The organism is Streptomyces mirabilis (genome assembly GCF_018310535.1).
Lineage (GTDB): Bacteria > Actinomycetota > Actinomycetes > Streptomycetales > Streptomycetaceae > Streptomyces.
The window spans coordinates 2,485,537-2,508,035 of sequence record NZ_CP074102.1 but is presented as its reverse complement, the minus strand read 5'-3'; the positions used below and the strand labels follow the sequence as shown (position 1 = coordinate 2,508,035).

Sequence of the window (22,499 nt, the reverse complement as noted above, 5' to 3'; positions counted from 1 at the left end):
CGAGACGCACTCTCGGGGAGCGCATATGTACATCAGGGGCGACCACGCCGAGCTGGTCGTCGGGGGCCGCCTCGACGTACGCAGCGCGGCGGACGCCCGTACGGTCCTGCACTCGGCCGTCGACGACGGAGTCGGCGACCTGGTGCTGGACCTGTCCGAGCTGGACTCCTGGGACGCCACCGGCCTCGGTGTCATCATGGGGGCCCACCGAAGGGCCGGGCGGTGCGGCCGGCGGCTCGTGCTGCGCCGCGTACCACCACAGATGCAGCGCCTGCTGGTGGCCACCCGGCTGCACCGGATCCTCGCGATCGAGGGCGGCATCGGAGTCGAGTCACTGCCCCGCGTGTGATCCGGCGTACGCCTCCTGAGCGGCGTACGAAACGCACCTCGCGCACAATCCTCACGAGACTGTGACGTCTCGGACGGCGCGGTACCCCGGCCTGTCGGAGATACTGTGCGAAGGTTTAGGGTTCGGCTGCCCGCCACCCGAAACCCTACGAGCGGGCACCGGACCAGAAGCGACAGCGCGGTGTGCAGCAAGGCCGGGAGGGGCCTGGGTCCTTGTCATCGGACTCCCGGCGACAAGATCCGCACACGACGCTTTTGGGGGGCTTGGAACATGGACCCGAACAACCGGGGACCCGAAGAGTACGGCCATGACGACGACGGCCAGGCGCCTCGCTCGCGCCCGCCGCGTGATGCGCTCACCGCCGACCTGGGTCAGCACACACCCGCACTCGCCCGTACCGTCCAACTCGTCTCGGGCGACTTCCTGCTTACGGTCAACCCCGTCGACGGCAGTGAGATAGAGGTCTGCCCGCCGGGAGAGCGACCGCAGCGGCCCACGAAGTTCAGTGCCGCCGAGCGCGCCGATCTGGCCCGCGCCGCCCTGCCGCCCGTACCGCCGGGTCCCGCCCAGCCCCGTCTGCCGCTCCTGGAGCGCCAGGAGGAGCGCGAGCGGCTCGTCCGCCTGCTGGCGCGCGGGCGTTCCGTACGCCTCACCGGCCCCGCCGGCTCCGGCCGCACCAGCCTGCTCGACGCCGTCGCCGACGACTGCGCGGACCTCGCCCCCGACGGCGTCGTCCGCCTCTCCGGATACCGGCGCACGGCGACCGACCTGCTGTACGACCTGTTCGCCGCCGTCTACAACGCTGCCCTGTACCGCCCCGAACGGGACGAACTGCTCGAACTCGTCCACGGGATCGGCGCGGTCGTCGTCCTCGACGACGTGGAGATCGGCGGCACCGCGCTCGACGAACTCCTCGACGCCACCCCCGAGTGCGCCTTCGCCATCGCCGCGACCCCCGACGTCCCCGCGCCCTCCACCGACTCCCTCCTCGAAGAGGTCTTCCTCGGCGGACTCGACCGCAGCGGCGGCCTCGAGCTCCTGGAGCGGACCGTCGGACGTGTGCTGACCGAGGAGGAGGCGAACTGGGCGGGCGACCTCTGGTTCGAGTCCGAGGGCCTGCCGCTGCGCTTCATGCAGGCCGGCGCCCTGCTGCGACAGCGCGACCGGTTGCAGGCCAAGGAGGACGCCTTCGACGACTTCGGCGTCTTCCAGGACGCCCCGGTCGACCTGCCGGTCGACGCGCCCTTCGAGGCCGCCGACGGTCACGACGTACCGCTGCCCTCGCTCGCCGAGGGGGCCGCGCCCGCCGCGCTGCTCGCCTCCCGGCTGAGCGGGTCGGCCCGTGCCACCCTGCGCTTCGCCATCGCGCTCGGCGGTGAGGTGCCGCACCAGACGCATCTGCCCGCCCTCGTGGACGACACCCACGCCGACGCCGCGCTCGCCGAACTGGCGGGCTGCGCGCTGGTCTCCCCGGTCGGCTCCCGCTACCGGCTCGCCGCCGGTGTGCAGGCCCAGCTGGAGGCCGCCGGATACGCCGACGTGCTGGAGGAGCAGGCCCGCACCGCGGCCCAGCACTACACCTGGTGGGCCGGACACCCCTCGGTCACCCCCGAACGGGTCTGCGCCGAGGCCGACGCCGTGCTCGCCGCCCTCACCGTCCTGGTCCCGCTCACCACGCCCCCGGTCGACGAGCAGGACGAGAGCGTCGCCGTGCAGCTGGCCCGCACGGCCGCGCCCGCCTTCGCCGCAGGACTGAACTGGAACGCCTGGGAGCGCGCGCTGCGCTCCGGCGCGGAGGCCTCCCGGCTCGCCGGCGAGGTCGGCGAACAGGCCTACTTCCAGCACGAGTTGGGCATCCTCGCGCTCTGTGGCGGTCAGCTGGACCGGGCCCGTGCCGAGCTGGAGTCCTCCATCGGGCTGCGCGGCGCCCTCGCCGACAAGCGTGGCACCGTCGCGGGCCGCAGGGCCCTCGCGCTGGTCGCCGACCGCTCCGGGGCCGTACTGCCCGGTGGGCGCACGGCGGCGGGCGAGGAGGTGCCCGACGCGCGGCACGAGGAGTCGGCATCGCCGCCCGGCGGCGTACCGGCCGCGTTCGTGCTGTCCGCCCCGGCCGGGGAGCCCTCGACGCTGGTCACCAACCGGGCCGAACCGGGCCTGGCGTCGAAGCGCGTGGGCGTGGGCACCCGCCTGGTGACCGGCACCCGGCGCAACCTGGTGGCCGCGGGCGCGGGTGCGCTGCTCGTCGCGGTGCTCGGCACCGTGGTGACCCTCGGCGCGACCTCGAACAACAACACCGACAACCCGTCCGAGAAGGTCGGCGTCAACCCCTCGGCCAGCCAGGGCGGCCAGGACGACAGCCTCGGCGCCGACAAGGCGAAGAAGGGCGGCGGGGGCGGCAGCGACGCGGGCGTGGTGACCACGCCGACGGATCCGGGCCCCGACGGCACGTACGGGACCTCGGACGACCCGACGCCGCCGACGAGCACGAGCCGGCAGCCTTCGGACAGTCCGAGTGGGACGAAGGGGACCTCCAGCAGTCCGTCCAAGTCGCCATCCAAGTCGCCGTCGAAGACGCCGTCCAAGACGCCCTCGCAGACGCCGTCCAAGACGCCGAGCCAGACGCCGTCGGACACGCCGACACCCACGCCGACACCCACTCCGACACCCACCCCGACGACGACGCCGTCCACCTCGAACTCCGCCAGCGGCCCCGCCTCCAGCGTCCCCGCGAGCACCACCGCCAGCGCTCCGCAGAGCAGTGCGGCGAGTGTTCCCGCGAGCAGCGGCGCCGCCGGGTCACCGAACGGCTCGGTGATCTGAGCACCACGACAGAAGTGAGGGCCGGGTCCGACATCGGACCCGGCCCTCACTTCTGACCGGTGAACTACCTGGCCGATTGAGTCAAAGTCGTTCGAATCAGAACAACCGCAGTTTGTCGTCCTCGATGCCCCGCAGCGCGTCGTAGTCCAGGACCGTGCAGCCGATGCCGCGGTCCGTGGCGAGGACGCGGGCCTGCGGCTTGATCTCCTGGGCGGCGAAGACGCCCCGGACCGGTGCGAGGTGCGGGTCGCGGTTGAGCAGCTCCAGGTAGCGGGTGAGCTGCTCCACGCCGTCGATCTCGCCGCGGCGCTTGATCTCGATGGCGACGGTCTGGCCCTCGCCGTCGCGGCACAGGATGTCGACGGGGCCGATGGCCGTCATGTACTCGCGGCGGATGAGCGTGTAGCCCTCGCCGAGCGTTTCGATGCGGTCGGCGAGGAGCTCCTGGAGGTGCGCTTCCACGCCGTCCTTGATCAGGCCGGGGTCCACGCCGAGTTCGTGCGAGGAGTCGTGGAGGACTTCCTCCATGGTGATGATGAGCTTCTCGCCCGCCTTGTTGATGACGGTCCAGACGCCCTCCTCGTCGCCGGAGCCCTCCTTCAGGGTGCAGGGCGGCGACATCCAGTTGAGGGGCTTGTAGGCCCGGTCGTCAGCGTGGATCGAGACGCTGCCGTCCGCCTTCACCAGGATGAGGCGGGGGGCCGACGGGAGATGGGCGGTGAGCCGGCCCGCGTAGTCAACGGAGCAGCGGGCAATGACGAGACGCATGGTCCGCAACGCTACTCGACGGGCAGAGGTCCACGCGATTCGCCCTGGAAGACGCCTGTTCGGTCGTGGCTGATTGTGGGCCTACTGGGAGTTCACTATGTGCGCATTCTCCTGGTGCCGTCACCGTACGTTGCTTACCGTATAAACGGGAGGTCGCGATGCGTGTACTCAGAGTGTTCGATATCGCGAATGTCCCTTACCTGTCCGGCAACCCCCGAGGTCTGGGGGTGCGAGAGGAGAACCCATGTCGCTCGACGTCTCACCGGCCCTACTCGAGAAGGCCGAGCGAGGCGAGGTCGACGAAGCAGAATTCGTCGACTGCGTCCGGACCTCCCTGCCCTACGCATGGGAGATGATCAGCTCCCTGGTGGCTCAGCTGAAGGTGGACGGCGGCAACTTCGCCGACAACCAGACGCCTCCGCCGGACGAGCAGGCGCGTGGCCAGCTGCTGCGTGCGCTCGCGAGTGACGCGATACGCGGCGCGCTGCAGCGGCACTTCGGTGTGCGGCTGGCCTTCCAGAACTGCCATCGGGTGGCGGTGTTCCCACTGGACGCCTCAGTGGACGACACGCTGGCACGCTTCACCTCGGTGCGCAGTCAGCTGCTGAATCAGTCGCCGGAATTCCGAGACTGCTGACGTGACGCCGTGATGCCGCATTGCTTGCCGCTCCGTACGCGGGAGGTGCATCTGTACGGGGCGGCAGGCTCCCCCGGGTCCCCGGGCCGACGGCGGGACGTGGATCGTGGGTGGGTGGGTGTGTGCGTCGAGTCAGGAAGACCGAGTTGTCCGGGCCGCGGGGCGGGACAAGCCGGTCGTGGGGCCCTGGAGACCCTCGGTGGGCCCAGGGCGCCCGCACCCTCTCCCGGGCCCACGCCGTCCGCGGTGACCTGTCTCAGCCGAGGTGGGTGAGTACCTCGGTGCCGAGCCGTTGGACGTTCTCCTCTGTCGCCGCCAGGTCGCCGGAGCCCTCGACGAGGAGGGCGAAGCGGGAGATTCCGGTGCGCTCCGAGGTGGCCGCGAGACGGTCGGCGCACAGGCGCGGCGTGCCCACCGGGTGCAGTCCGCACAGGAGTTCCGTGTACGCCAGCGGGTCCCGCATCGCGCGGGCGCGGCCGTCGACCGTCACATGCGCGTCCAGCCCCTGCCTCAGCCAGCCCGGCATCGCCTTGAGGAGAGTCTCGACGGCGTCGGTGCGACGGTCCGCGATCTGGCAGACGCCGGCCGACACATGGGCCGCGCCGAGGATCTCGTCCGTCGAACGGCCCGCCACACGCGCCAACTGTCGCCACAGGGACACCATTTCGGCCTTCTCCTCGTCGCCGACATGCATACCGAGGAGCATCGGCAGCCCCCGCTCGGCGGCGAGCCGCACGCTCGCCGGCGAGGTGCAGGCGACGACGACCTCGGGGCCGGGGGAGCCGCTCAGCGCCTCCGACGGCCGGGGCACGACGGGCACTTCGCGGAACCTGAACCGCTCACCCCGCCCTTCCACGGACGGCTCGCGCAGCCAGCGCACCAGCAGATCGAGTGATTCCGGGAACCCCTTCTCGTACGCCTCCAGGCCCGCGCCGAAGACCTCCAGGTCCACCCAGGGCCCGCCGCGCCCCACGCCCAGTGTGAAACGGCCGCCGGATGTCACGTGCAGCAGCGCGGCCTGCTCGCCGAGGGCGACGGGGTGGACGGTGGGCAGTACGCTGACCGCCGTACCGACGCGGATGCGGCTGGTGCGGCCCAGCAGCAGGGCGGCCAGGGTGACCGCCGACGGGCACGTCCCGTACGGCACGAAGTGGTGCTCGGCCAGCCATACCGCGTCGAGCCCGGCCTCTTCGGCGACCTCGGCCGTGCGCACCGCGCGGTGCAGGGCCTCCCCCTGGCCCTGGCCAGGGAACTGGGCCGCCAGTACAAAACTTCCAACGTGCATGGTGCTTTCCTGCTTCCTCGGCTCCGACGCGGAGCTCCCCCACCGGCATAACCGTCCGACACGTGCCGAGGACACGGCTTGTCGGAGAGATTTGCGGATTGTCTGCAGAATGGGCCGACGGGAGGGCGGTCCGAGGGGGTTGGTGGGGTACGGCTACCCCTGTCCGCTCCGCGTAGGCTGGAGAAGACCCTGCTCCCTGTATAGCTCCGTGAGGTGTCCTGTGTCCCCGCGTCGCAACCGTCCCAAGGGTTCCGACCCCTCCGACCGGAGCGCGGAGGACGACCGCTCCGGGCGGTACGGCGGCTGGCAGTCCACGGAGAGCTGGCAGGGCGAGGAGTGGAGCGTGCGTCATGTGGCGGGCGCCAGCGCCGAGGGCAAGACCTACCGCTGCCCGGGCTGCGATCAGATGATCCCCTCCGGCGTCCCGCACGTGGTGGCCTGGCCGGAGCACTCGGGCGTCGACGAGCGCCGCCACTGGCACAAGGCCTGCTGGAACGCGAAGGACCGCCGCACCTCAAGGGTGCAGCGGTCCCGTAACGCGCCCAGGTTCTAGGCGACTTCAGGTCGCAGCGGCCTCACACGTCCCGGCGCTCCAGCAGCACGAACGCGGCGGCGATCGCCGCCGCCGTCACCCCGGCGAGCAGGCCGAGCTGCGCGCCGCCGCTTCCGTTCCCGTTGTCCAGCGCGAAGACCCTGGCGAGGGCGTTGGGAGCGGCGTACTCCTGCATCTTCTCGCCGATCGTGCGCATGCTCTGCGACATCATCAGGAACGCGGGCAGGATCGCGGGCACCAGCACGAGGCCGAGCATCGTGGTGATCGCGCCTGCCGAGTGCCGCAGCATCGAGCCCACCGCGAGCGACAGGACGCCGAGCAGCGAGACGTACAGCGCACCCTTGATGACCGTGCCGCCCCACGAGACGTTCGAGGAACCGCTGTGCATGGCCGAGGTCATGAGGCCGACCAGGCCGATGGAGAACACCGACACGGTGAACGCCACCGCGAAGAAGATGATCAGCTTGGCGGTGAGCACCCGGTGGCGCTGCGGCGAGGCCGTGAAGGTCGTGCGGATCATGCCCGTGCCGTACTCGGAGGAGACGACCAGGACGCCCAGCGTGATCAGGCAGATCTGGCCCAGGATCAGCCCGAAGAAGGCCGGGATCGTGTACGGCACGTCGCCGAAGTCGGAGTCCTGGGTCTGCGCGGCGACCAGGAAGCCGATGCCGACCACCAGGAGCAGGAAGATGCCGAGCGTCCACAGCGTGGAGCGCACCGACTTGATCTTCGTCCACTCGGAGGTGAGCGCGTGGCCGAGGTGGGTGGGGGTGACCGGGATCGGCGAGCTGTACGAAGTGCCGGGCGCCGCCTGCCAGGTGGGGGCAGCGGCGGCCTGCTGCGGCATCGGGGGCGGGGGCGTGCTCATCGGGCGTCCTCGGGCTTGGTCAGGTCGGGGGCGGTGGGCGCGGCGGGCGCCGGGGGCGCGACGGGCGGCTGCGCGGGGGTCTGGGGAGCGGGCTGGGCGTACGGGTTGACGTCCGCGGCACCCGGCGCACCCGGGGTGCCCGGAGCGCCGTAGGGGCCCGCCTGCGCGGCGCCCTGCGGCATCGCGAACGGCTGCCCGCCCTGCTGGGGCGGCGGCGGCGCGTACCAGCCCGGTTGGCCCTGGCCCGCGACCGGCAGCTGCGGCGGCGGCATGGCACCCGGCGGCAGCTCCTGCTGGAGCCCGGCCTTCTGGTCGACGGTCGAGCGGTAGTCGACGGCACCCTGCGTCATCCGCATGTACGCCTCCTCCAGCGAGGCCTGGTGTGGAGAGAGCTCCCACAGGCGTACGTCGGCGGAGTGCGCGAGGTCGCTGATGCGGGGCAGCGGCAGGCCCATCACGCGCAGCGCGCCGTCCTGTTCGGGCAGCACCTGGCCGCCCGCCTCGGTGAGCGCGGCGGTCAGCTTCTCGCGCTGCTGCGGCTCGGTCTCCGGGGTGCGGACCCGGGCGAAGTCGGCCGAGTTGTGCGAGATGAAGTCCTTGATGTTCTGGTCGGCGAGCAGCTGACCGCGGCCGATCACGATCAGGTGGTCGGCGGTCAGCGCCATCTCGCTCATCAGGTGCGAGGAGACGAAGACCGTGCGGCCCTCCGCCGCGAGCGCCTTCATCAGGTTGCGGACCCAGAGGATGCCCTCGGGGTCGAGGCCGTTGACCGGCTCGTCGAAGAGCAGCACCTGAGGGTCGCCGAGGAGCGCGGCGGCGATGCCGAGCCGCTGCCCCATGCCGAGCGAGAAGCCCTTGGAGCGCTTCTTGGCCACGTCCTGCAGCCCGACCACGCCGAGCACCTCGTCGACCCGGCGGGCCGGGATGCCCGACAGCTGGGCGAGGCAGAGCAGGTGGTTGCGGGCGTGCCGGCCGCCGTGTACGGCCTTGGCGTCGAGGAGCGCGCCGACCTGGCGGGGCGCGTTGGGCAGCTTGCGGTAGGGGAAGCCGCCGATGGTGACCTGCCCCGAGGTGGGGTTGTCGAGGCCGAGGATCATCCGCATCGTCGTCGACTTGCCCGAGCCGTTGGGCCCGAGGAAGCCGGTGACGGCACCCGGCCGCACCTGGAAGGAAAGGTTGTACACGGCCGTCTTGGCGCCGTAGCGCTTCGTCAGGCCGACTGCCTCGATCATGCTCCGCACCCATCGAAAGGTTCAGGACGTCGGGGCGCACGCCCCCGTAAGGGTTAGGAGGATATCGGGGCGCTGACGGTTCCACTCAAGAGAAAGTAAAAATGCCCAGGTCACGCGGGGGACGGTTGAGGTAAAGGTCTTACCTGGGGCCTTACCCGCACCCCCGTCTTTGTCAGGTACCCGTCCTGCCTGGTCAGGCTGGAAACGGAACCTCCGCACCCGATACCAAGCAGGTCTCACGCCCGACGGGGAAGCGAGTCGTCCAGCGGCGGCAGGTCGTCGTACAGCCGCAGCTCGGACGCGTCGTCGACGTACGGCAGGAAGTCCGTCTGCGGCAGTACCCAGCCCTCCTCACCGAAGACCAGCGTGCCCCGCTCGCGCAGCGCGCGGTCGGCTCCCGCACGCCGCACCCAGGTGGCCGGGTCGGGACCGAGCAGTTCGCGCAGTCGGGCGGAGCCGGCCAGCAGCGCCGCGAGCAGCTCCGCCTGGTCGCCGCCGCCCGGACGCGGCTGCCCCGTGGCCGGATCGGCGAGCACCCCGTGCGCGCTGAAGTAGATGTACGCGCCGCCCAGCCGCTCCCCGGAGGGCATCGTCATCGCGAACGCGTCGCCCGGGAGTATCGCCCGCCGGTAGTCAGGGAACTCGGTGTCGTCGACCGCCTTCAGCTGTGTCGAGTCCAGCCAGGTGACGACGAGCGTGGTCTCGGCACGCGGGTCGACGTACGGCGTCCCCGCCACGTACCCCGCCGGACTGATGTGCCCCGAGCAGCCCACCCCGATGCCGTGCACCCGCACCGGCACCATCGGCACCGTCGCCGGGATGCCGAGCCGGGTCAGCTTGTGGGCGACCTGGCCGGGGGAGGCGTTGGAGCCGACGGCGATCACCGGGTGGCGGTGCCCGGTGCCGACCTGGCCGAGGTCGGCGAGCGCCTCGTCGAGCCGCTGCTGCTCCTGGCGCTCCTCCACGTACCACTCGCCGAGCCGCAGCGGCCGTACGTCGAGCTGGAGCAGTTCGCCGCCGGTGAGCAGTGAGGGCTCGGTGGTGGGACGGCCGGGATAGGTGAGCGGCTGCTTCGCGGGCACGTCGTCCAGGCCCAGCGCCTGCAGGCTTCGGTCCTTCGTCGTCACGGTGACGCCCTTCCGGGGTGGTCGCGCGATACGGGCAACAGCCTTCCACGCGAGGTGTACCCGGGGCGGGGCCTGGTCTCCCCGTCCGGGCGGGGTTGGCCGGAACGGACACCGGGAATCATGCCGTCCCATTGTACGAGTGGGGGCGAAGTGGGTTACGGGGGAAGTGAGTTGAGGTTGATGAGACGCGGGTGGGGTCGGGTGGGGTACTCGGGGCGGGGCCGGTCGCATCCGCGCTTCCGTACGTCCGTTCGCTGGTGGATCGCCGGACGCACCGTCCACGCCCTGCTCCTGATGACACTGGGCGCGCTGGCCGGGCTGTCCGTCGTCATCGCGACCGTGTGGACGCTCACCGAGCATTCGCCGCGGTCGATGGCGCAGCGGTTCTCGAACGGGGAGCGGCTCTTCGACCTCAGCCTCGCGGTATTGCGGGCGAGCGTCGGTACGGACAACCTCAACCCCGAACCGGACAGCACCGCGCATCAGCTGCTCGCCACGGTCGCCTCCGTCACCGGCTCCCTGGTGCCCGCGGTGCTGCTGGGCATCGTCCTGATCAAGATGTTCGCGCTGCGGCCGTTCGTCTGGCGGCAGCGGGCCAGCATCTCGCACGCCTGGACCGCGGACTTCCCCGGCTACTCGCGGCGCCACGCCGGCAGCGATGACGCGATCATCGCCGTCCGCTTCTACAACCGCTTCGACAACCTGTCGGTCGTGGATCTGCGTGCCCGTGCGCATCTGCGCTACCTCGAGCGCTCGCCGCACGACGGCAGCCTGGTCATCTACAAGCAGTGGCTGAAGGTCCTGGACGCGCAGGGCGAACCGGCCGACGAGCGCTACTGGCTCGCGGTCGAGCGCGGGGCGCCGTTCACCGTGTGGATACCGGTCGAGGCACCGGTGGCCGAACTGCCGTTCCGGCGTATCCAGGGCAAGGAGCTGTCCGGTTCGTACGGCGTCAAGCTCCTCGTCCGGCTGACGGCGCGGACCGTGGGCCTGGGCACCGAGGTCGCCGACGAGCGCTGGTTCGACCTGGAGGCGGGCGACTTCGAACTGGGCCGCTTCGTGCCGCTCCAGCCGGACCTGGACAAGGACGTGTGGCGCTGGGAGGGCTGGACGGACTTCGACGCCCTGGAACCCCACCCGAACGGCGAGGACCCCACGCCCTGAGGGTCCAGAGGACTCCAGGCCCTGAATGTCTAGGCGTCCCGCCTCTTCAGCAGCAGATAGCCCCCGAGGAGCGCCGCGACCACCCACAGGACCATGATCGCCAGGCCGCCCCAGGGTCCGTACGGGGTGTTGTCGCCGATCGGGGTCACCACTCGCATGATCTTGCTGCCGGCCTGGTCGGGCAGATAACGGCCGAGCTTCTTGGTCGCGGACACCGCGCCGAGGATGTTGGAGATCAGGAAGAAGAACGGCATGAGGATGCCGAGCGAGAGCATCGGGCTGCGCAGCATCGTCGCGACACCCATCGAGAAGACCGCGATCAGCGTCATGTAGAGGCCGCCGCCGATCACCGCGCGCAGCACCCCGGAGTCGCTGATCGACGCGCTGTGCGTGCCGAGCGCCGCCTGTCCGAGGAAGAAGGCGACGAAGCTGGTGATCATGCCGACGACGAGGGCGAGCCCCGTCGCCACCGCGATCTTGCTGAAGAGGAACGTGGCGCGCTGCGGGACCGCGGCCAGCGAGGTGCGGATCATGCCGGTGCTGTACTCGTTGCCGACCACGAGCACCCCGAACACGATCATCGCGAGCTGACCGAGGGTCATCCCCGCGAAGCTGATGAACGTCGGGTCGAAGGAGAGCCGGTCCTTCTCGCCCATCTTGTCGAACTCGTTCTTCGACAGCAGCGAGATCAGGAGGCCCAGCGCGATCGTGACCACCGCGGCGAGACTGAGCGTCCAGACGGTGGACGCGACGGACCGGATCTTGGTCCACTCGGACTTGAGGACCTGGGTCGCCGCCATGCTCAGGTCTCCTGGTTCCAGCGGCCGCCCCACTGCTGGGGCGGGGCGTCGGTGTGCGCGTGGTACTCCACCGACTCCGCGGTCAGCTGCATGAACGCCTCCTCCAGGGAGGCCTGCTGGGGGCTCAGCTCGTGCAGCACGATCTGGTGCTGCGCGGCCAGCTCACCGATCCGCTCCGACTTCGCGCCGTCCACCTCCATCGCCCCGCTGCCGCTCTCGACGACCGTGATCCCCGCCCCGTGCAGGACGTCGAGCAGCCGCTCGCGCTGGGGGGAGCGGATACGGACGTACGACCGCGAGTTCTGCGCGATGAAGTCGGCCATGGAGGTGTCCGCGAGGAGGCGACCCTGGCCGATGACGACGAGGTGCTCCGCGGTCAGCGCCATCTCGCTCATGAGGTGACTCGACACGAAGACCGTACGGCCCTGGCCGGCCAGCGACTTCATCAGGTTGCGGATCCAGTGGATGCCCTCGGGGTCGAGGCCGTTGACCGGCTCGTCGAACATCAGGATCCGCGGGTCGCCGAGCAGCGCGCCCGCGATGCCGAGCCGTTGGCCCATGCCGAGCGAGAAGCCCTTGGCCTTCTTCCTGGCCACCGAGGTGAGGCCCACGGTGTCCAGGACCTCGTCCACCCGCGCCTTGGGGATGCCGTTGCTCTGGGCGAGACAGAGGAGGTGGTTGAAGGCGCTGCGGCCGCCGTGCATGGCCTTGGCGTCCAACAGGGCGCCGATGTACTTCAGCGGGTCCTTGAGGTGGTCGTAGTGCTGCCCGTCGATGCGTACGTCGCCCGCGGTGGGGCGGTCGAGACCGAGCATCATCCGCATCGTCGTGGACTTGCCCGCGCCGTTCGGACCGAGGAACCCCGTGACGATGCCGGGTCTGACGGTGAAGGTCAGATGGTTGACCGCCACCTTCTCGCCGTACCGCTTGGTCAGCCCCTCTAGCTCGATCATGCGGACACGGTAGGACGCGCCCCGGGGCTGTGCCACTTGGGCGCCGGTGTGTTTGCCGGGTGTTCACCGTCTCCGACCGCTGCGCCATCGTGGCTCGTCGCGCCCACGCGGCGGAGCCGCAGAATGTCACAGCCCCGCGCCCCTTCCGGGGCACGCCAACGGCCCGCGCTCCCGAGAAGAGAGCGCGGGCCGGAGTGCTGCCGGAAACGGCTCGAACCTACCGGGACTGCTGGGCCGGAACCCCGCGGGAGATCGGCTCGTCCTCGGCCGGCGTGCTCGCTGCGGCCACCGCGGCGCCCGTGAGCGTCGCGAGCATCTCGCGGACGTTCGTGAGCTGAGCGTTGATCGAGTCGCGACGGTTCGTCAGCGCCGCCAGCTCGCGCTCGGATTCCGAGCGGATGCGGTCGGCCTTGGCGTTCGCGTCGGCCACGATGTCCTCGGCCTGGCGCTGAGCCGTCTCCACCGTCTGGCGGGCGCGGCGCTCGGCGTCCGTGCGCAGCTTCTCGGCCTCCAGGCGGAGCTGCTCCGCGCGGTGCTCGATCTCCGCGAGGCGCTTCTCGGCCTTGGCCTGACGCGACGCCAGGTCACGCTCGGACTGCTCGCGGCGCTTGGCGAGGTTCGTCTCGAAGTCGGCGGCGGCCTGCGCGGCCTTGGCACGCGTCTCCTCGAAGAGGGCGTCCGCCTCCTCGCGCTTGGACTGCGCGTCCTTCTGCGCCTCCTGGCGCAGCTGGGAGGCGTCGCTCTTGGCCTTCTCGACGATCCGGACGCCCTCGTCCTCCGCCTTGGACTTGCGGTCCGCAGCGAACGATTCTGCGTCGTTGCGGACCTGCTGGGCGGCCGACTCGGCGAGCTCACGGTGCTGCTCGGACGCGCGACGGGCCTCCTCGCGCAGATCCTTCGCCTCCTCCTCGGCGAGGCGGAGGATCTTCTCGACGCGCGCGCCGAGACCCGCGTACGACGGCTCCGCGTCGCTGACCTGGGCCTGGGCGTTCTGCGTCTCGAGGTGGAGCTCCTCGATGCGCTTTTCGAGAGCAGTGATACGGGCCAGAGCGCTGTCACGGTCGGAGACGAGCTTCGAAATGCGTTCGTCCACCTGAGCGCGGTCGTACCCACGCCGCACAAGCTCGAAGCCGTAGGGGGAAGTGTCGCTCATGGGGTTCCTGTCGAATGAGACCGGTGAGGTGATAGGGGGAATCCTAGGGGCCAAAGCGGTGTGTCATCGAGCGGATACGTGTTTGATCTGGAGAATGAGACTCCTTTTGGGTGGCTAACTGTCAGAGGGCTTGCCAGAACCTGTGGCAAAGGTCCGTACAAAGCATGGAATGGGTGGTTCTGGCTAGCCCTCTGACGACTTGCCACTCGAACGAGTTGCGCCGGCGGCGGCGCCCGCTTTGACCCCACCGTCCTTGCCTGCGGACGGGGCCTCAAAGGACTCCAACGCCTCCAGGACGTCCTGGACACGGGAGATCTCGGCGTTGATGTCCTCGCGTCGGCGGATCAGCACCTCCAGCTCGCGCTTGCCCTCCTCGACCGCGGCCCGCGCCTCGCGGATGGCCTCGGCCTTGATCTCCGTCGCCTCCGCGATGAGCGAGCTCTTCTTCTGCTCGGCCTCCTTGAGGAGCCCCTCGGCCTTCTTGACCGCGGCGATACGGACCTTGCTCGCCTCGGAGTTGGCCTCCGAGACCAGGTCCTTCGCCTTCGCCTCGGCCTCGGCGAGCTGGCCCTCGGCGGCCCGCACCAGCGCGTCGCAGCGCTCGCCGGCCGTCTTCATCGCCTCGGCCGACTCGCGCCTGGCCCGCTCGTGCAGCTCCTCGATCTCGGTGGTGATGCGGTCGCGCAGCTCCTCCGCCCGCTCCCTTATGGCGGTCGCGTCCCGGCGCGCGCCGACCAGCAGCTCGTCCGCGTCCGTACGGGACCGCTCCACCAGGGTGTTGCCCTCGACGGTCGCCTCGGAGACCAGTCGTTCGGCCTCGTTGCGTGCCGCGCCCACCATCGTGTCGGCCTGCGACTCGGCGTCCGCCGTGGTCTTCTGCGCGCTCTGCTGCGCCTCGGCGAGCAGCTTGTCCGCCTCGGACGCCGTCTCCGAGATGAGGGTGTCGACCTGCTCGGCCGCCTCGGAGCGCCGCTTGTTGGCCTCCCGGCGTGCCGCGTCCAGCGTCCGGTCGGCCTCCTCGCGGGCACCGGACGTGAGCCGCTCGGCCTCCGCCGCCGCCTCGGCCTTGACCCGCTCGGACTCGCTGCGGATCCGCTCGGCGTGCTGCTGCGCGGAACCGACCGTCTCGGCGGCCTCGGCGCGCAGTCGCTCCGCGTCCCCGGTCGCGTCCGAGACCAGCCGTTCGGCCTTGGCCACGGACTCCGCGCGTACGCGCTCGGCCTCGGCGTTCGTCTCGTTCGTCAGCCGCTCCGCCTCGGAGCGTGCCTCGTTGATGAGCGTGTCGACCTGCGTGGCCGCGTCCGAACGGATCCGGTTCGCGTCCTCCCGGGCCTCGGCACGGCTGCGCGAAGCGTCCTGCTCGGCGTTCGCGATGGTGTCGGAGGCCTCGGTGCGCACCCGCTGGGCGTGCTCGGCGGCTTCCGAACGCAGCCGCTCGGACTCGGCGATCGCCTCCGAAACCGTGCGTTCCGCGAGTGACTTGGCGGCGTCCGTCTCTTCGGCCGCCTCGCGCCGGATGCGGCTCGCGTCCTCGGAGGCCCGCTCCCGCTCCGCGTACGCGTCGGCGCGGACCCGGTCCGCCTCCTCCTGCGCCTCGGTCCTGGTCCGGTCGGCCGCGTGCTCGGCGGCGCTGCGCAGACCGGTGATCTCCTCCTGCGCCTGCTCGTGCAGCCCCGCCACGGCGTCGCGTACCTGCTGCGCGGTCTGTTCGGCGCTGGAGACCATCTCGGTCGCGCGCCGGTCGGCCTCCTCGACCAGCCGTACGGCCTCGGCCTGGGCCTCGTCGACACGCTTGCGCGCCGAGGCGAGGAGCTCCTCGCTCTGCTCGCGGGCCCGCTCGCGCTCCTGGTCGGCCTCCTGGCGCGCGGAACCGAGGAGCTCCTCGGCCTCGCGGCGGCGCCGGGCGGCCTCCTCCTGGGCGGCGGCCAGCGTCTCCGCGCCCTCGGTGGCCAGCCGCTCGGCCGCGGCCTGGGCCTCCGTCCGTACCCGGTCGGCGCTGTCCTGGGCCTCCGACTTCAGCCGCTCGGCCTCCGCCGCGGCCTCCGAACGCAGTCGTACGGCGATGTTCTCGCCCTCGGCGCGCGACGCGGCGGCGTCCGCGGCGGCCTCGTTGCGCAGCCGCTCCGCCTCCGCCTCGGCCTGCGCCTGGAGCGTACGGATCCGCTCGGCGGCCTCCGAACGCAGCCGGTCGCTCTCCTCGGCGGCCTCGCGGCGGATCCGCTCGGCGTCCGCCCGTGCGTCACTCAGCGCCTGCTCGGCCGAGGCGAGCCGCTGCTCGGCCTCGGTGTGCAGCCGGGTCAGCTCCTCGGCGGCCTCCGTCCGGCGGGCCGCTATGGCGCGCTCGGTCTCCTCGCGCAGCGCCTCGGCGGCCCGCTCGGCCTCCGCCTTGATCGTGTCGGAGAGCTCGACGGCCTCCTCGCGGTTGCGCTCGGCCTCCTTGCGCGTGCGCTCCAGGGTCTCCTCGGCCTGGCGGCGCAGCGTCGTGGCGCGCTCGATGGCCTCGGTGCGCACCCGCTCGCTGTCGCTGGTGGCCGTGTTCCGCAGCTCGTCCGCGTCCGCCTTGGCCTTCGCGAGCAGCTCTTCGGCGGTCTTGGCCGCCTCCTCGATCTGCTGGACGGCCTCGCGCCGGGCCTCGGAGCGGATCCGCTCGCCCTCGGCATTGGCGTCGGAGCGCAGCTGCTCGGCCTCGCCGCGCAGTCGGCGCGCCTCCTCCTGCAGCTCGACCGTCTTGGCGCGGTACTCCTTGGTGTCGTCCTTCGCCGTGCCCTTGAGCTGCTCGGCGATGTCGTGCGCCTCGGCACGCAGCCGGTCCGCCTCGGACTCCGCCTCGGTGCGGATCCGCTCGGCCTCCTCGGCCGCCGCCTTCCTGGTCGCCTTGGCGTCCTCGGAGGCCTTGTTCAGGACGTCCTCGGCGGTACGGGCCGCCTTGGAGAGCTGGGAGGCGGTCTCCTCGGCGGTGAGGCTGCGCGCGGTCTCCTCGGCCTCCGCGACGATCTTCTCGGCCTTGGTCTTGGCGTCCGCGACGGCCTGCTCGGCGTCGGACTTGGTGGTCTCGGCCTCCTTGGTGGCCTCGCTGACCAGTCGGGCGACCTGTTCCTTCGCCGTCCGCGTGCGCTGCTCGTTCGCCGACTCGGCGCTCGCCAGGGCCTTGGCCGCGGCCTCCTTCGCCTCGGTGACGACCTTGTCCGCCTCGGTCCGCGCCTCGCGCAGCGCCGACTCGGCCTCCATCATGCGCTGCTCGGCGGCCCGGCTCAGCTCGGTGGCCTGGCGGCGGGCGCTGTCCGATTCGGTCGCCGTGGAGCTGCGCAGCTGCTCGGCGTGGTCGGTGGCCTCCTGGGCCTGCGTCGACGCGGCGTTCAGCAGCCGCTCGGCGTCCGTGCGGGCCCGGCGCAGCAGCGCCTCGGCCTCGGCACGGGCCGACTCGGCGTCGTTCGTCAGCCGCTGGCGGGCCTCGGCGGCGATCCGCTCGGCCTCCGCGCGGGCGGTGCTCAGCGCCTGGTCCGCCTCCGTGCGCGACTCCTCCAGGAGCCGGCGGGCCTGCTGCTCGCTGCGGGCGCGCAGCTGCTCGGCCCACGCCACGTTCTCGTTGACGTGCGACTCGACGGTCTGACGGCGCTCGGCCAGCTCCTGATCGAGCTGCTGGCGGCGCGCGACCGCCTCCTGGTGCAGTTCGGCCTGCAGCCGGGCGGCCTGCTCGGCGTGCTCCTGGAGGATGCGCTGCGTCTGCGCCCGGGCCTGGCTCATCTCGCGCTCGGCGTCGGCGCGCAGCTGATCGGCCTGGATCTGGGCATTACGGAGCAATTGCTCGGCCTGATAGCCGAGGTCGCCACCGCTCTCGTAGGCAGGCCGGGTCGCCAGACTGCGGCGCGCCTCGTGCAGCTTGGCGCGCAGCACCTCGACCTGATAGCCGAGGTCCTCGGCGTGCTGGACGGCCTTCTCCCGCTCGGTCTTCAGCCGTTCCATCTCGGCCTCGAACCGAGAGAGGTGGTCGACGTCAGCCGCCGGCTCTCGCTCCTGGCGTTCGTAGCCCCGCACTGCGCGGTCCCATCCGTCCCCTGGTCGCAAGTCTCTCCAAACGAACCCCGTCCATCCGCCGAACGGGGCCCCCGGGGAATGGTGTCAGATCAACAGCGGAGCACGGGCTGTCGCCCCGACGCTCGTCCCCCGAAACCTGGACCCCGGCCCTTGACCACGCCGTCCTCGGGACGGCATGACCTCAGGGCCCGTCGCCGGACAGGCCCTGGGCCGCCCCGAAATGGCAGCGGCCGCCCCCAACCCTACCGGCCCAGATATACGGAGGTCAGTGCTCAGGTGACTCAACAGCCGCCGAAGTGACCAGTTCTGTCAGGACACCATGGCAATCCTTTGGGTGAAGGAACGTGATTCGTGACCCCATGGAGCCGCGTCGGGGCTCGTCGTAGAGGACGCGTACGCCTTTGTCCCGGATATCGGCGGCATCGGCGTCGACGTCCGCCGTACCGAACGCGATGTGATGGACACCTTCGCCGTTCTTCGCCAGCCACTTCCCGACGGCCGAGTCCTCGCGGGTCGGCTCCAGGAGCTGCAGGTAGGAGGCGCCGCCGTCGGACGTCTCATTGATCTTGAGCATGGCCTCGCGTACGCCCTGCTCCTCGTTGATCTCGGAGTGGAAGACCTCGAAGCCGTACGTCGCCCGGTAGAACTCGACAGTCGCGTCGAGATCGAAGCAGGCGATACCGATGTGGTCGATTCGCGTCAGCATGGAGTCAGTGCAGCGCTCATACGGCGGTTACGCAACGTGCGCGCGATCACACTGACTGCCGGATGACGGGTGGCCTACCGCTCAGTACATTCAAGTAAACCCTCGTTCACTCCTCGGCTGTGCAGCCGGTAAGGGGATCGCACCTCATGTCTGGAACGAACAGCAGTACCTCGGTGATCGTCGCGGGCGCTCGTACGCCCATGGGACGGTTGCTGGGCTCGCTGAAGTCCTTCTCCGGGGCCGACCTCGGAGGCTTCGCGATCAAGGCCGCCCTCGACCGTGCGGGGATCGGCGGCGACCAGGTGCAGTACGTGATCATGGGTCAGGTGCTGCAGGCCGGGGCGGGGCAGATCCCGGCACGCCAGGCCGCGGTCAAGGCGGGCATCCCGATGAGCGTCCCGGCGCTCACGATCAACAAGGTGTGTCTGTCCGGTCTCGATGCCATCGCGCTCGCGGACCAGCTGATCCGCGCGGGTGAATTCGACATCGTGGTCGCGGGCGGCCAGGAGTCCATGACGAACGCGCCCCACCTGCTCCCCAAGTCCCGCGAGGGCTTCAAGTACGGCGCGATCGAGATGCTCGACGCGATGGCGTACGACGGTCTCACCGACGCCTTCGAGAACATCGCCATGGGCGAGTCGACGGAGAAGCACAACACACGCCTGGGCATCGCCCGCCCGGAGCAGGACGAGATCGCGGCCCTCTCGCACCAGCGTGCGGCCACCGCCCAGAAGAACGGCATCTTCGAGGCGGAGATCACGCCCGTGGAGATTCCGCAGCGCAAGGGCGAGGCCGTCGTCTTCAGCAAGGACGAGGGCATCCGCGCCGAGACCACGGTGGAGTCGCTGGCCAAGCTGCGCCCCGCCTTCACCCGGGACGGCACGATCACGGCGGGCACCTCCTCGCAGATCTCCGACGGCGCCGCGGCCGTGGTCGTGATGAGCAAGACCAAGGCGCAGGAACTCGGCCTCCAGTGGATCGCCGAGATCGGCGCGCACGGGAACGTCGCAGGTCCGGACAACTCCCTCCAGTCCCAGCCCTCGAACGCGATCCTGCATGCCCTGAAGAAGGAGGGCCTCGACGTCTCCGACCTCGACCTCATCGAGATCAACGAGGCGTTCGCCGCGGTCGCCGTGCAGTCAATGAAGGACCTCGGCGTATCCACGGAAAAGGTGAACGTCAACGGTGGTGCCATCGCCCTCGGTCACCCGATCGGGATGTCCGGCGCCCGCCTCGTGCTGCACCTGGCCCTGGAGCTCAAGCGGCGCGGCGGCGGGGTCGGCGCGGCGGCGCTGTGCGGTGGCGGTGGGCAGGGTGACGCGCTGATCGTGCGGGTACCCAAAGCCTGAAGCCGTTGTCTCTTTCCGTACGACCCTGGTGCGTACGACTCTGAACGACCTCGGTGCGTACGACTCTGAACGGATCTGAACGGAGCTGTGATGCAGGACGTCTCCTCGCTGGTGGCCCAGGCCAGGGAAGGCAGGCCGCGGGCCGTGGCCCGGCTGATCTCCCTGGTGGAGGGGGCGTCCCCGCAGTTGCGCGAGGTCATGGCGGCGCTGGCCCCGCTGACCGGCAACGCGTACGTCGTCGGGCTCACCGGCTCTCCGGGCGTGGGCAAGTCGACCTCGACCTCGGCGCTGGTGACGGCGTACCGGCGGCAGGGCAAGCGGGTCGGTGTCCTGGCCGTCGACCCGTCCTCGCCGTTCTCCGGAGGCGCCCTGCTCGGCGACCGTGTCCGTATGTCCGAGCACGCCTCCGACCCCGGCGTCTACATCCGCTCGATGGCCACGCGCGGCCACCTGGGCGGTCTCGCCTGGGCGGCCCCCCAGGCCATCCGCGTCCTCGACGCGGCGGGCTGTGACGTGATCCTGGTGGAGACGGTCGGTGTGGGCCAGTCGGAGGTGGAGATCGCCTCCCAGGCGGACACCTCGGTGGTCCTGCTCGCCCCCGGCATGGGCGACGGCATCCAGGCGGCGAAGGCCGGAATCCTGGAGATCGGCGACGTGTACGTGGTGAACAAGGCCGACCGGGACGGAGCCGACGCGACCGCGCGCGAGCTGAACCACATGCTCGGGCTCGGCGAGTCCCGAGCTGCCGGGGACTGGCGGCCGCCGATCGTCAAGACGGTCGCGGCGCGGGGCGAGGGCATCGACGAGGTCGTCGAGGCCCTGGAGAAGCACCACGCCTGGATGGAGGAGCACGGTGTTCTCGCCGAGCGCCGCCTCTCCCGGGCGTCCCAGGAGGTCGAGACGATCGCGGTCACGGCGCTGCGTCAACGTATCGGTGACCTCCACGGTGACCGCCGCCTGAGCGCGCTCGCGGAGCGGATCGTGGCGGGGGAGCTGGATCCCTACCGGGCGGCGGACTCGTTGGTGGAGGGCCTGACAGAGGTCTGAGCCGGGGGTTTCCTCGTTCCCCGCCGCCCCTACTCGTCCCATCCCGTCCCTGGTGGCTCGCCCCCAGACCCCCGGGTGGGTTCTTTGCCTGCGGGCCGGTGGGGGCTGGTCGCGCAGTTCCCCGCGCCCCTCAAGGGCGCTGGCGCGCATCCTTCAGCCCGTCCGGAGTTTGAGGACGAGGGAACGCGTACCTGTCGACTTTCGGCGCCCGCTGTTACGTTACGGCGCATGTTCCTCCTCTTGGCATAGGGCCCGCCCAGGCCCGCGACGGACACCGGTGGGTGGGTCGGCGCGGTAGTCAGGCGACCCCTTTCCGCCTCCCGGTCGAGGAACCCCAACATGTCTGCGCCCGCGCCGCGGCCCTCGTACGCCGCGTTCTTCCGCATCCCCCACACCCGACACACCTTCACCGCCGCCCTCATCGGCAGACTCTCGTACGGCATGGTCTCGCTGGCCATGATGCTCAGCGTGACCGAGGCCACCGGCTCGTACGCCGTCGCCGGCACGGTCATGGCGCTGTTCGGCGCGACGAGCGTGCTCCTGTCGCCCGCGAGGGCGGCCCTGATCGACCGCCACGGCCCCCGCCGCGCCCTCATCCCGATGGCCTCGCTCTACGCCACCCTGCTCGCGGCCCTCGCGACAGCGGCCTGGCGGCCCGGAACCCCCGCACCCGCCCTCGGCGCCCTCGCCGTCACCGCGGGCTCCTGCACGCCGCCCCTCGGCCCCACGGTGCGCGCCCTGTGGGGCGAGGTCATCGAGGACAAACGGGTCCTGCAGCGGGCGTACAGCCTGGACGGCATCGCCGAGGAGATCCTCTTCGTCTCGGGTCCGCTGCTGGTGGGCGCGGTCGTCCGGTTCGCACCCCCGGCCGCCGCGCTCGCGCTCTGCGCCCTGCTGGTGTGGACCGGAACCCTCGCCTTCGTCCTGTCGCCGGCCGTGGCGGGCGTACGTCCGGCCGTCACGAAGCCCGTCGCACGCTCACGGCACCGCTTCAGCGACGGGCGCGCGCTCCTGCAGCCCGTCGTCGTCGCGGTGGGCGTCGGCCTGTCCGTGGGAGCCGTCGACCTTCTGGTGATGGCCTACGCCACACGGCACCATCACGGGAACGACGTGGTGGCCCGGGTGCTTGCCGCACTGTCGCTGGGCAGTGCCCTAGGCGGCATCCTGAACGGCGCCGTCGACTGGCGTATGCCCGCACGGGTGCGGCTGCCGCTGCTGGTGGGCGGCCTGGGCCTCGCCCTGGCGGCTGCGGGCCTCGCTCCAGGCCTGGGCACCCTGACCATCGCCGTGGCCTGCGCCGGTTTCTTCGTCGCCCCGGCCCTCACGACGTCGTACCTGATCGCCGACGAGGCGGCCCCGCCGGGCCGCCGTACCCAGGCCGGTGCCTGGGTCAACACCGGGGTGAACGCCGGAAGCGCGGGGGGCACCGCGGGAGCGGGCCTTCTGGTCGACCACCTGCCCCTGGGCCTCTGCTTCGCCCTGTCGGGGACGGTGGCGGTGGCGGCGGGACTTCTCTGCGTGCGCCAGGCGGACCCGCGCCCGAGGGGGGCGCGGGGAACTGCGCGACCGGCCCTGGACGGCCCGCAGTCGCACAGCCGCCCGCACACGCAGAGCAGCAGCCATCACGGGTAGGACGGCCTGCCGCCTCTCACG

18 protein-coding genes are annotated in these 22,499 nt (G+C 71.2%); 8 read left to right on the top strand and 10 right to left on the bottom strand.

Annotation, left to right across the window (positions count from 1 at the left end; all coding sequences use genetic code 11):
- Window positions 1-25 precede the first annotated feature (25 nt).
- Window positions 26-349, top strand: a complete 324-nt coding sequence (locus tag SMIR_RS10820; protein ID WP_030596935.1) for an STAS domain-containing protein — start codon at window positions 26-28, stop codon at window positions 347-349.
- Window positions 350-619: 270 nt separating this feature from the next.
- Window positions 620-3,169, top strand: a complete 2,550-nt coding sequence (locus tag SMIR_RS10815; protein ID WP_168495612.1) for an ATP-binding protein — start codon at window positions 620-622, stop codon at window positions 3,167-3,169.
- 96 nt (window positions 3,170-3,265) lie between these two features.
- On the opposite strand, the gene nucS is transcribed toward SMIR_RS10815, so the two are convergent.
- The gene (gene nucS / locus SMIR_RS10810; RefSeq protein WP_060901300.1) at window positions 3,266-3,937 is read right to left on the bottom strand and encodes an endonuclease NucS; all 672 of its coding nucleotides are present in this window, start codon (window positions 3,935-3,937) and stop codon (window positions 3,266-3,268) included.
- Between the two features lie 244 nt (window positions 3,938-4,181).
- Between nucS and SMIR_RS10805 the strand changes: the two genes are divergently transcribed.
- Window positions 4,182-4,574 (top strand): SCO5389 family protein, encoded by a 393-nt coding sequence (locus tag SMIR_RS10805; protein WP_101400700.1) that lies wholly within the window; start codon window positions 4,182-4,184, stop codon window positions 4,572-4,574.
- A 256-nt stretch (window positions 4,575-4,830) separates the two neighbouring features.
- Here the strand turns inward: SMIR_RS10805 and SMIR_RS10800 are convergent, their stop codons facing one another.
- A complete protein-coding gene (locus SMIR_RS10800) occupies window positions 4,831-5,859 on the bottom strand; it encodes an LLM class flavin-dependent oxidoreductase (protein ID WP_212726919.1) in 1,029 nt (342 codons plus the stop codon).
- Window positions 5,860-6,079: 220 nt separating this feature from the next.
- Here SMIR_RS10800 and SMIR_RS10795 point away from each other — a divergent pair, with 220 nt between their 5' ends.
- Entirely contained in the window at window positions 6,080-6,412 is a 333-nt protein-coding gene (locus SMIR_RS10795; RefSeq protein WP_054233208.1) for an Rv1322 family protein, read from the top strand.
- Between the two features lie 22 nt (window positions 6,413-6,434).
- Here SMIR_RS10795 and SMIR_RS10790 read toward each other — a convergent pair whose 3' ends face one another.
- The 3 genes from SMIR_RS10790 to SMIR_RS10780 all read right to left on the bottom strand — a co-directional run bounded on the left by SMIR_RS10790 (window position 6,435) and on the right by SMIR_RS10780 (window position 9,639).
- On the bottom strand, window positions 6,435-7,280 hold the full coding sequence (locus SMIR_RS10790; RefSeq protein ID WP_211118810.1) for an ABC transporter permease subunit: 846 nt from the start codon (window positions 7,278-7,280) through the stop codon (window positions 6,435-6,437).
- Window positions 7,277-8,512 carry an ABC transporter ATP-binding protein gene (locus SMIR_RS10785; RefSeq protein WP_168495616.1) on the bottom strand — a complete coding sequence of 412 codons (1,236 nt, stop codon included), beginning with the start codon at window positions 8,510-8,512 and terminating at the stop codon, window positions 7,277-7,279. The genes SMIR_RS10790 and SMIR_RS10785 overlap by 4 nt, the downstream gene beginning before the upstream one ends.
- Before the next feature lie 236 nt (window positions 8,513-8,748).
- Complete coding sequence (locus SMIR_RS10780) at window positions 8,749-9,639, bottom strand: hypothetical protein (protein ID WP_248003129.1); 891 nt, start codon at window positions 9,637-9,639, stop codon at window positions 8,749-8,751.
- Between the two features lie 201 nt (window positions 9,640-9,840).
- On the opposite strand from SMIR_RS10780, the gene SMIR_RS10775 reads away from it, so the two are divergent.
- The gene (locus tag SMIR_RS10775; RefSeq protein WP_168495617.1) at window positions 9,841-10,803 is read left to right on the top strand and encodes a hypothetical protein; all 963 of its coding nucleotides are present in this window, start codon (window positions 9,841-9,843) and stop codon (window positions 10,801-10,803) included.
- Between the two features lie 29 nt (window positions 10,804-10,832).
- On the opposite strand, the gene SMIR_RS10770 is transcribed toward SMIR_RS10775, so the two are convergent.
- The 5 genes from SMIR_RS10770 to mce all read right to left on the bottom strand — a co-directional run bounded on the left by SMIR_RS10770 (window position 10,833) and on the right by mce (window position 18,450).
- The gene (locus SMIR_RS10770) at window positions 10,833-11,603 is read right to left on the bottom strand and encodes an ABC transporter permease (protein ID WP_168495619.1); all 771 of its coding nucleotides are present in this window, start codon (window positions 11,601-11,603) and stop codon (window positions 10,833-10,835) included.
- A gap of 2 nt (window positions 11,604-11,605) precedes the next feature.
- Complete coding sequence (locus SMIR_RS10765; protein ID WP_168495621.1) at window positions 11,606-12,556, bottom strand: ABC transporter ATP-binding protein; 951 nt, start codon at window positions 12,554-12,556, stop codon at window positions 11,606-11,608.
- Between the two features lie 217 nt (window positions 12,557-12,773).
- On the bottom strand, window positions 12,774-13,709 hold the full coding sequence (locus tag SMIR_RS10760) for a coiled-coil domain-containing protein (protein ID WP_075028943.1): 936 nt from the start codon (window positions 13,707-13,709) through the stop codon (window positions 12,774-12,776).
- Between the two features lie 183 nt (window positions 13,710-13,892).
- Window positions 13,893-17,744, bottom strand: a complete 3,852-nt coding sequence (gene scy / locus SMIR_RS10755; RefSeq protein ID WP_212726918.1) for a polarized growth protein Scy — start codon at window positions 17,742-17,744, stop codon at window positions 13,893-13,895.
- Window positions 17,745-18,009: 265 nt separating this feature from the next.
- The gene (gene mce / locus SMIR_RS10750) at window positions 18,010-18,450 is read right to left on the bottom strand and encodes a methylmalonyl-CoA epimerase (RefSeq protein ID WP_101400707.1); all 441 of its coding nucleotides are present in this window, start codon (window positions 18,448-18,450) and stop codon (window positions 18,010-18,012) included.
- Window positions 18,451-18,596: 146 nt separating this feature from the next.
- On the opposite strand from mce, the gene SMIR_RS10745 reads away from it, so the two are divergent.
- From SMIR_RS10745 to SMIR_RS10735, 3 genes are all read left to right on the top strand, one after another.
- Window positions 18,597-19,799, top strand: a complete 1,203-nt coding sequence (locus SMIR_RS10745; RefSeq protein ID WP_075028945.1) for an acetyl-CoA C-acetyltransferase — start codon at window positions 18,597-18,599, stop codon at window positions 19,797-19,799.
- A 90-nt stretch (window positions 19,800-19,889) separates the two neighbouring features.
- Window positions 19,890-20,846: a methylmalonyl Co-A mutase-associated GTPase MeaB gene (meaB, locus tag SMIR_RS10740; RefSeq protein ID WP_168495623.1), complete on the top strand. Its 957-nt coding sequence runs from the start codon at window positions 19,890-19,892 to the stop codon at window positions 20,844-20,846.
- A gap of 339 nt (window positions 20,847-21,185) precedes the next feature.
- On the top strand, window positions 21,186-22,478 hold the full coding sequence (locus tag SMIR_RS10735) for an MFS transporter (RefSeq protein WP_212726917.1): 1,293 nt from the start codon (window positions 21,186-21,188) through the stop codon (window positions 22,476-22,478).
- The last annotated feature ends 21 nt before the right edge of the window (window positions 22,479-22,499 follow it).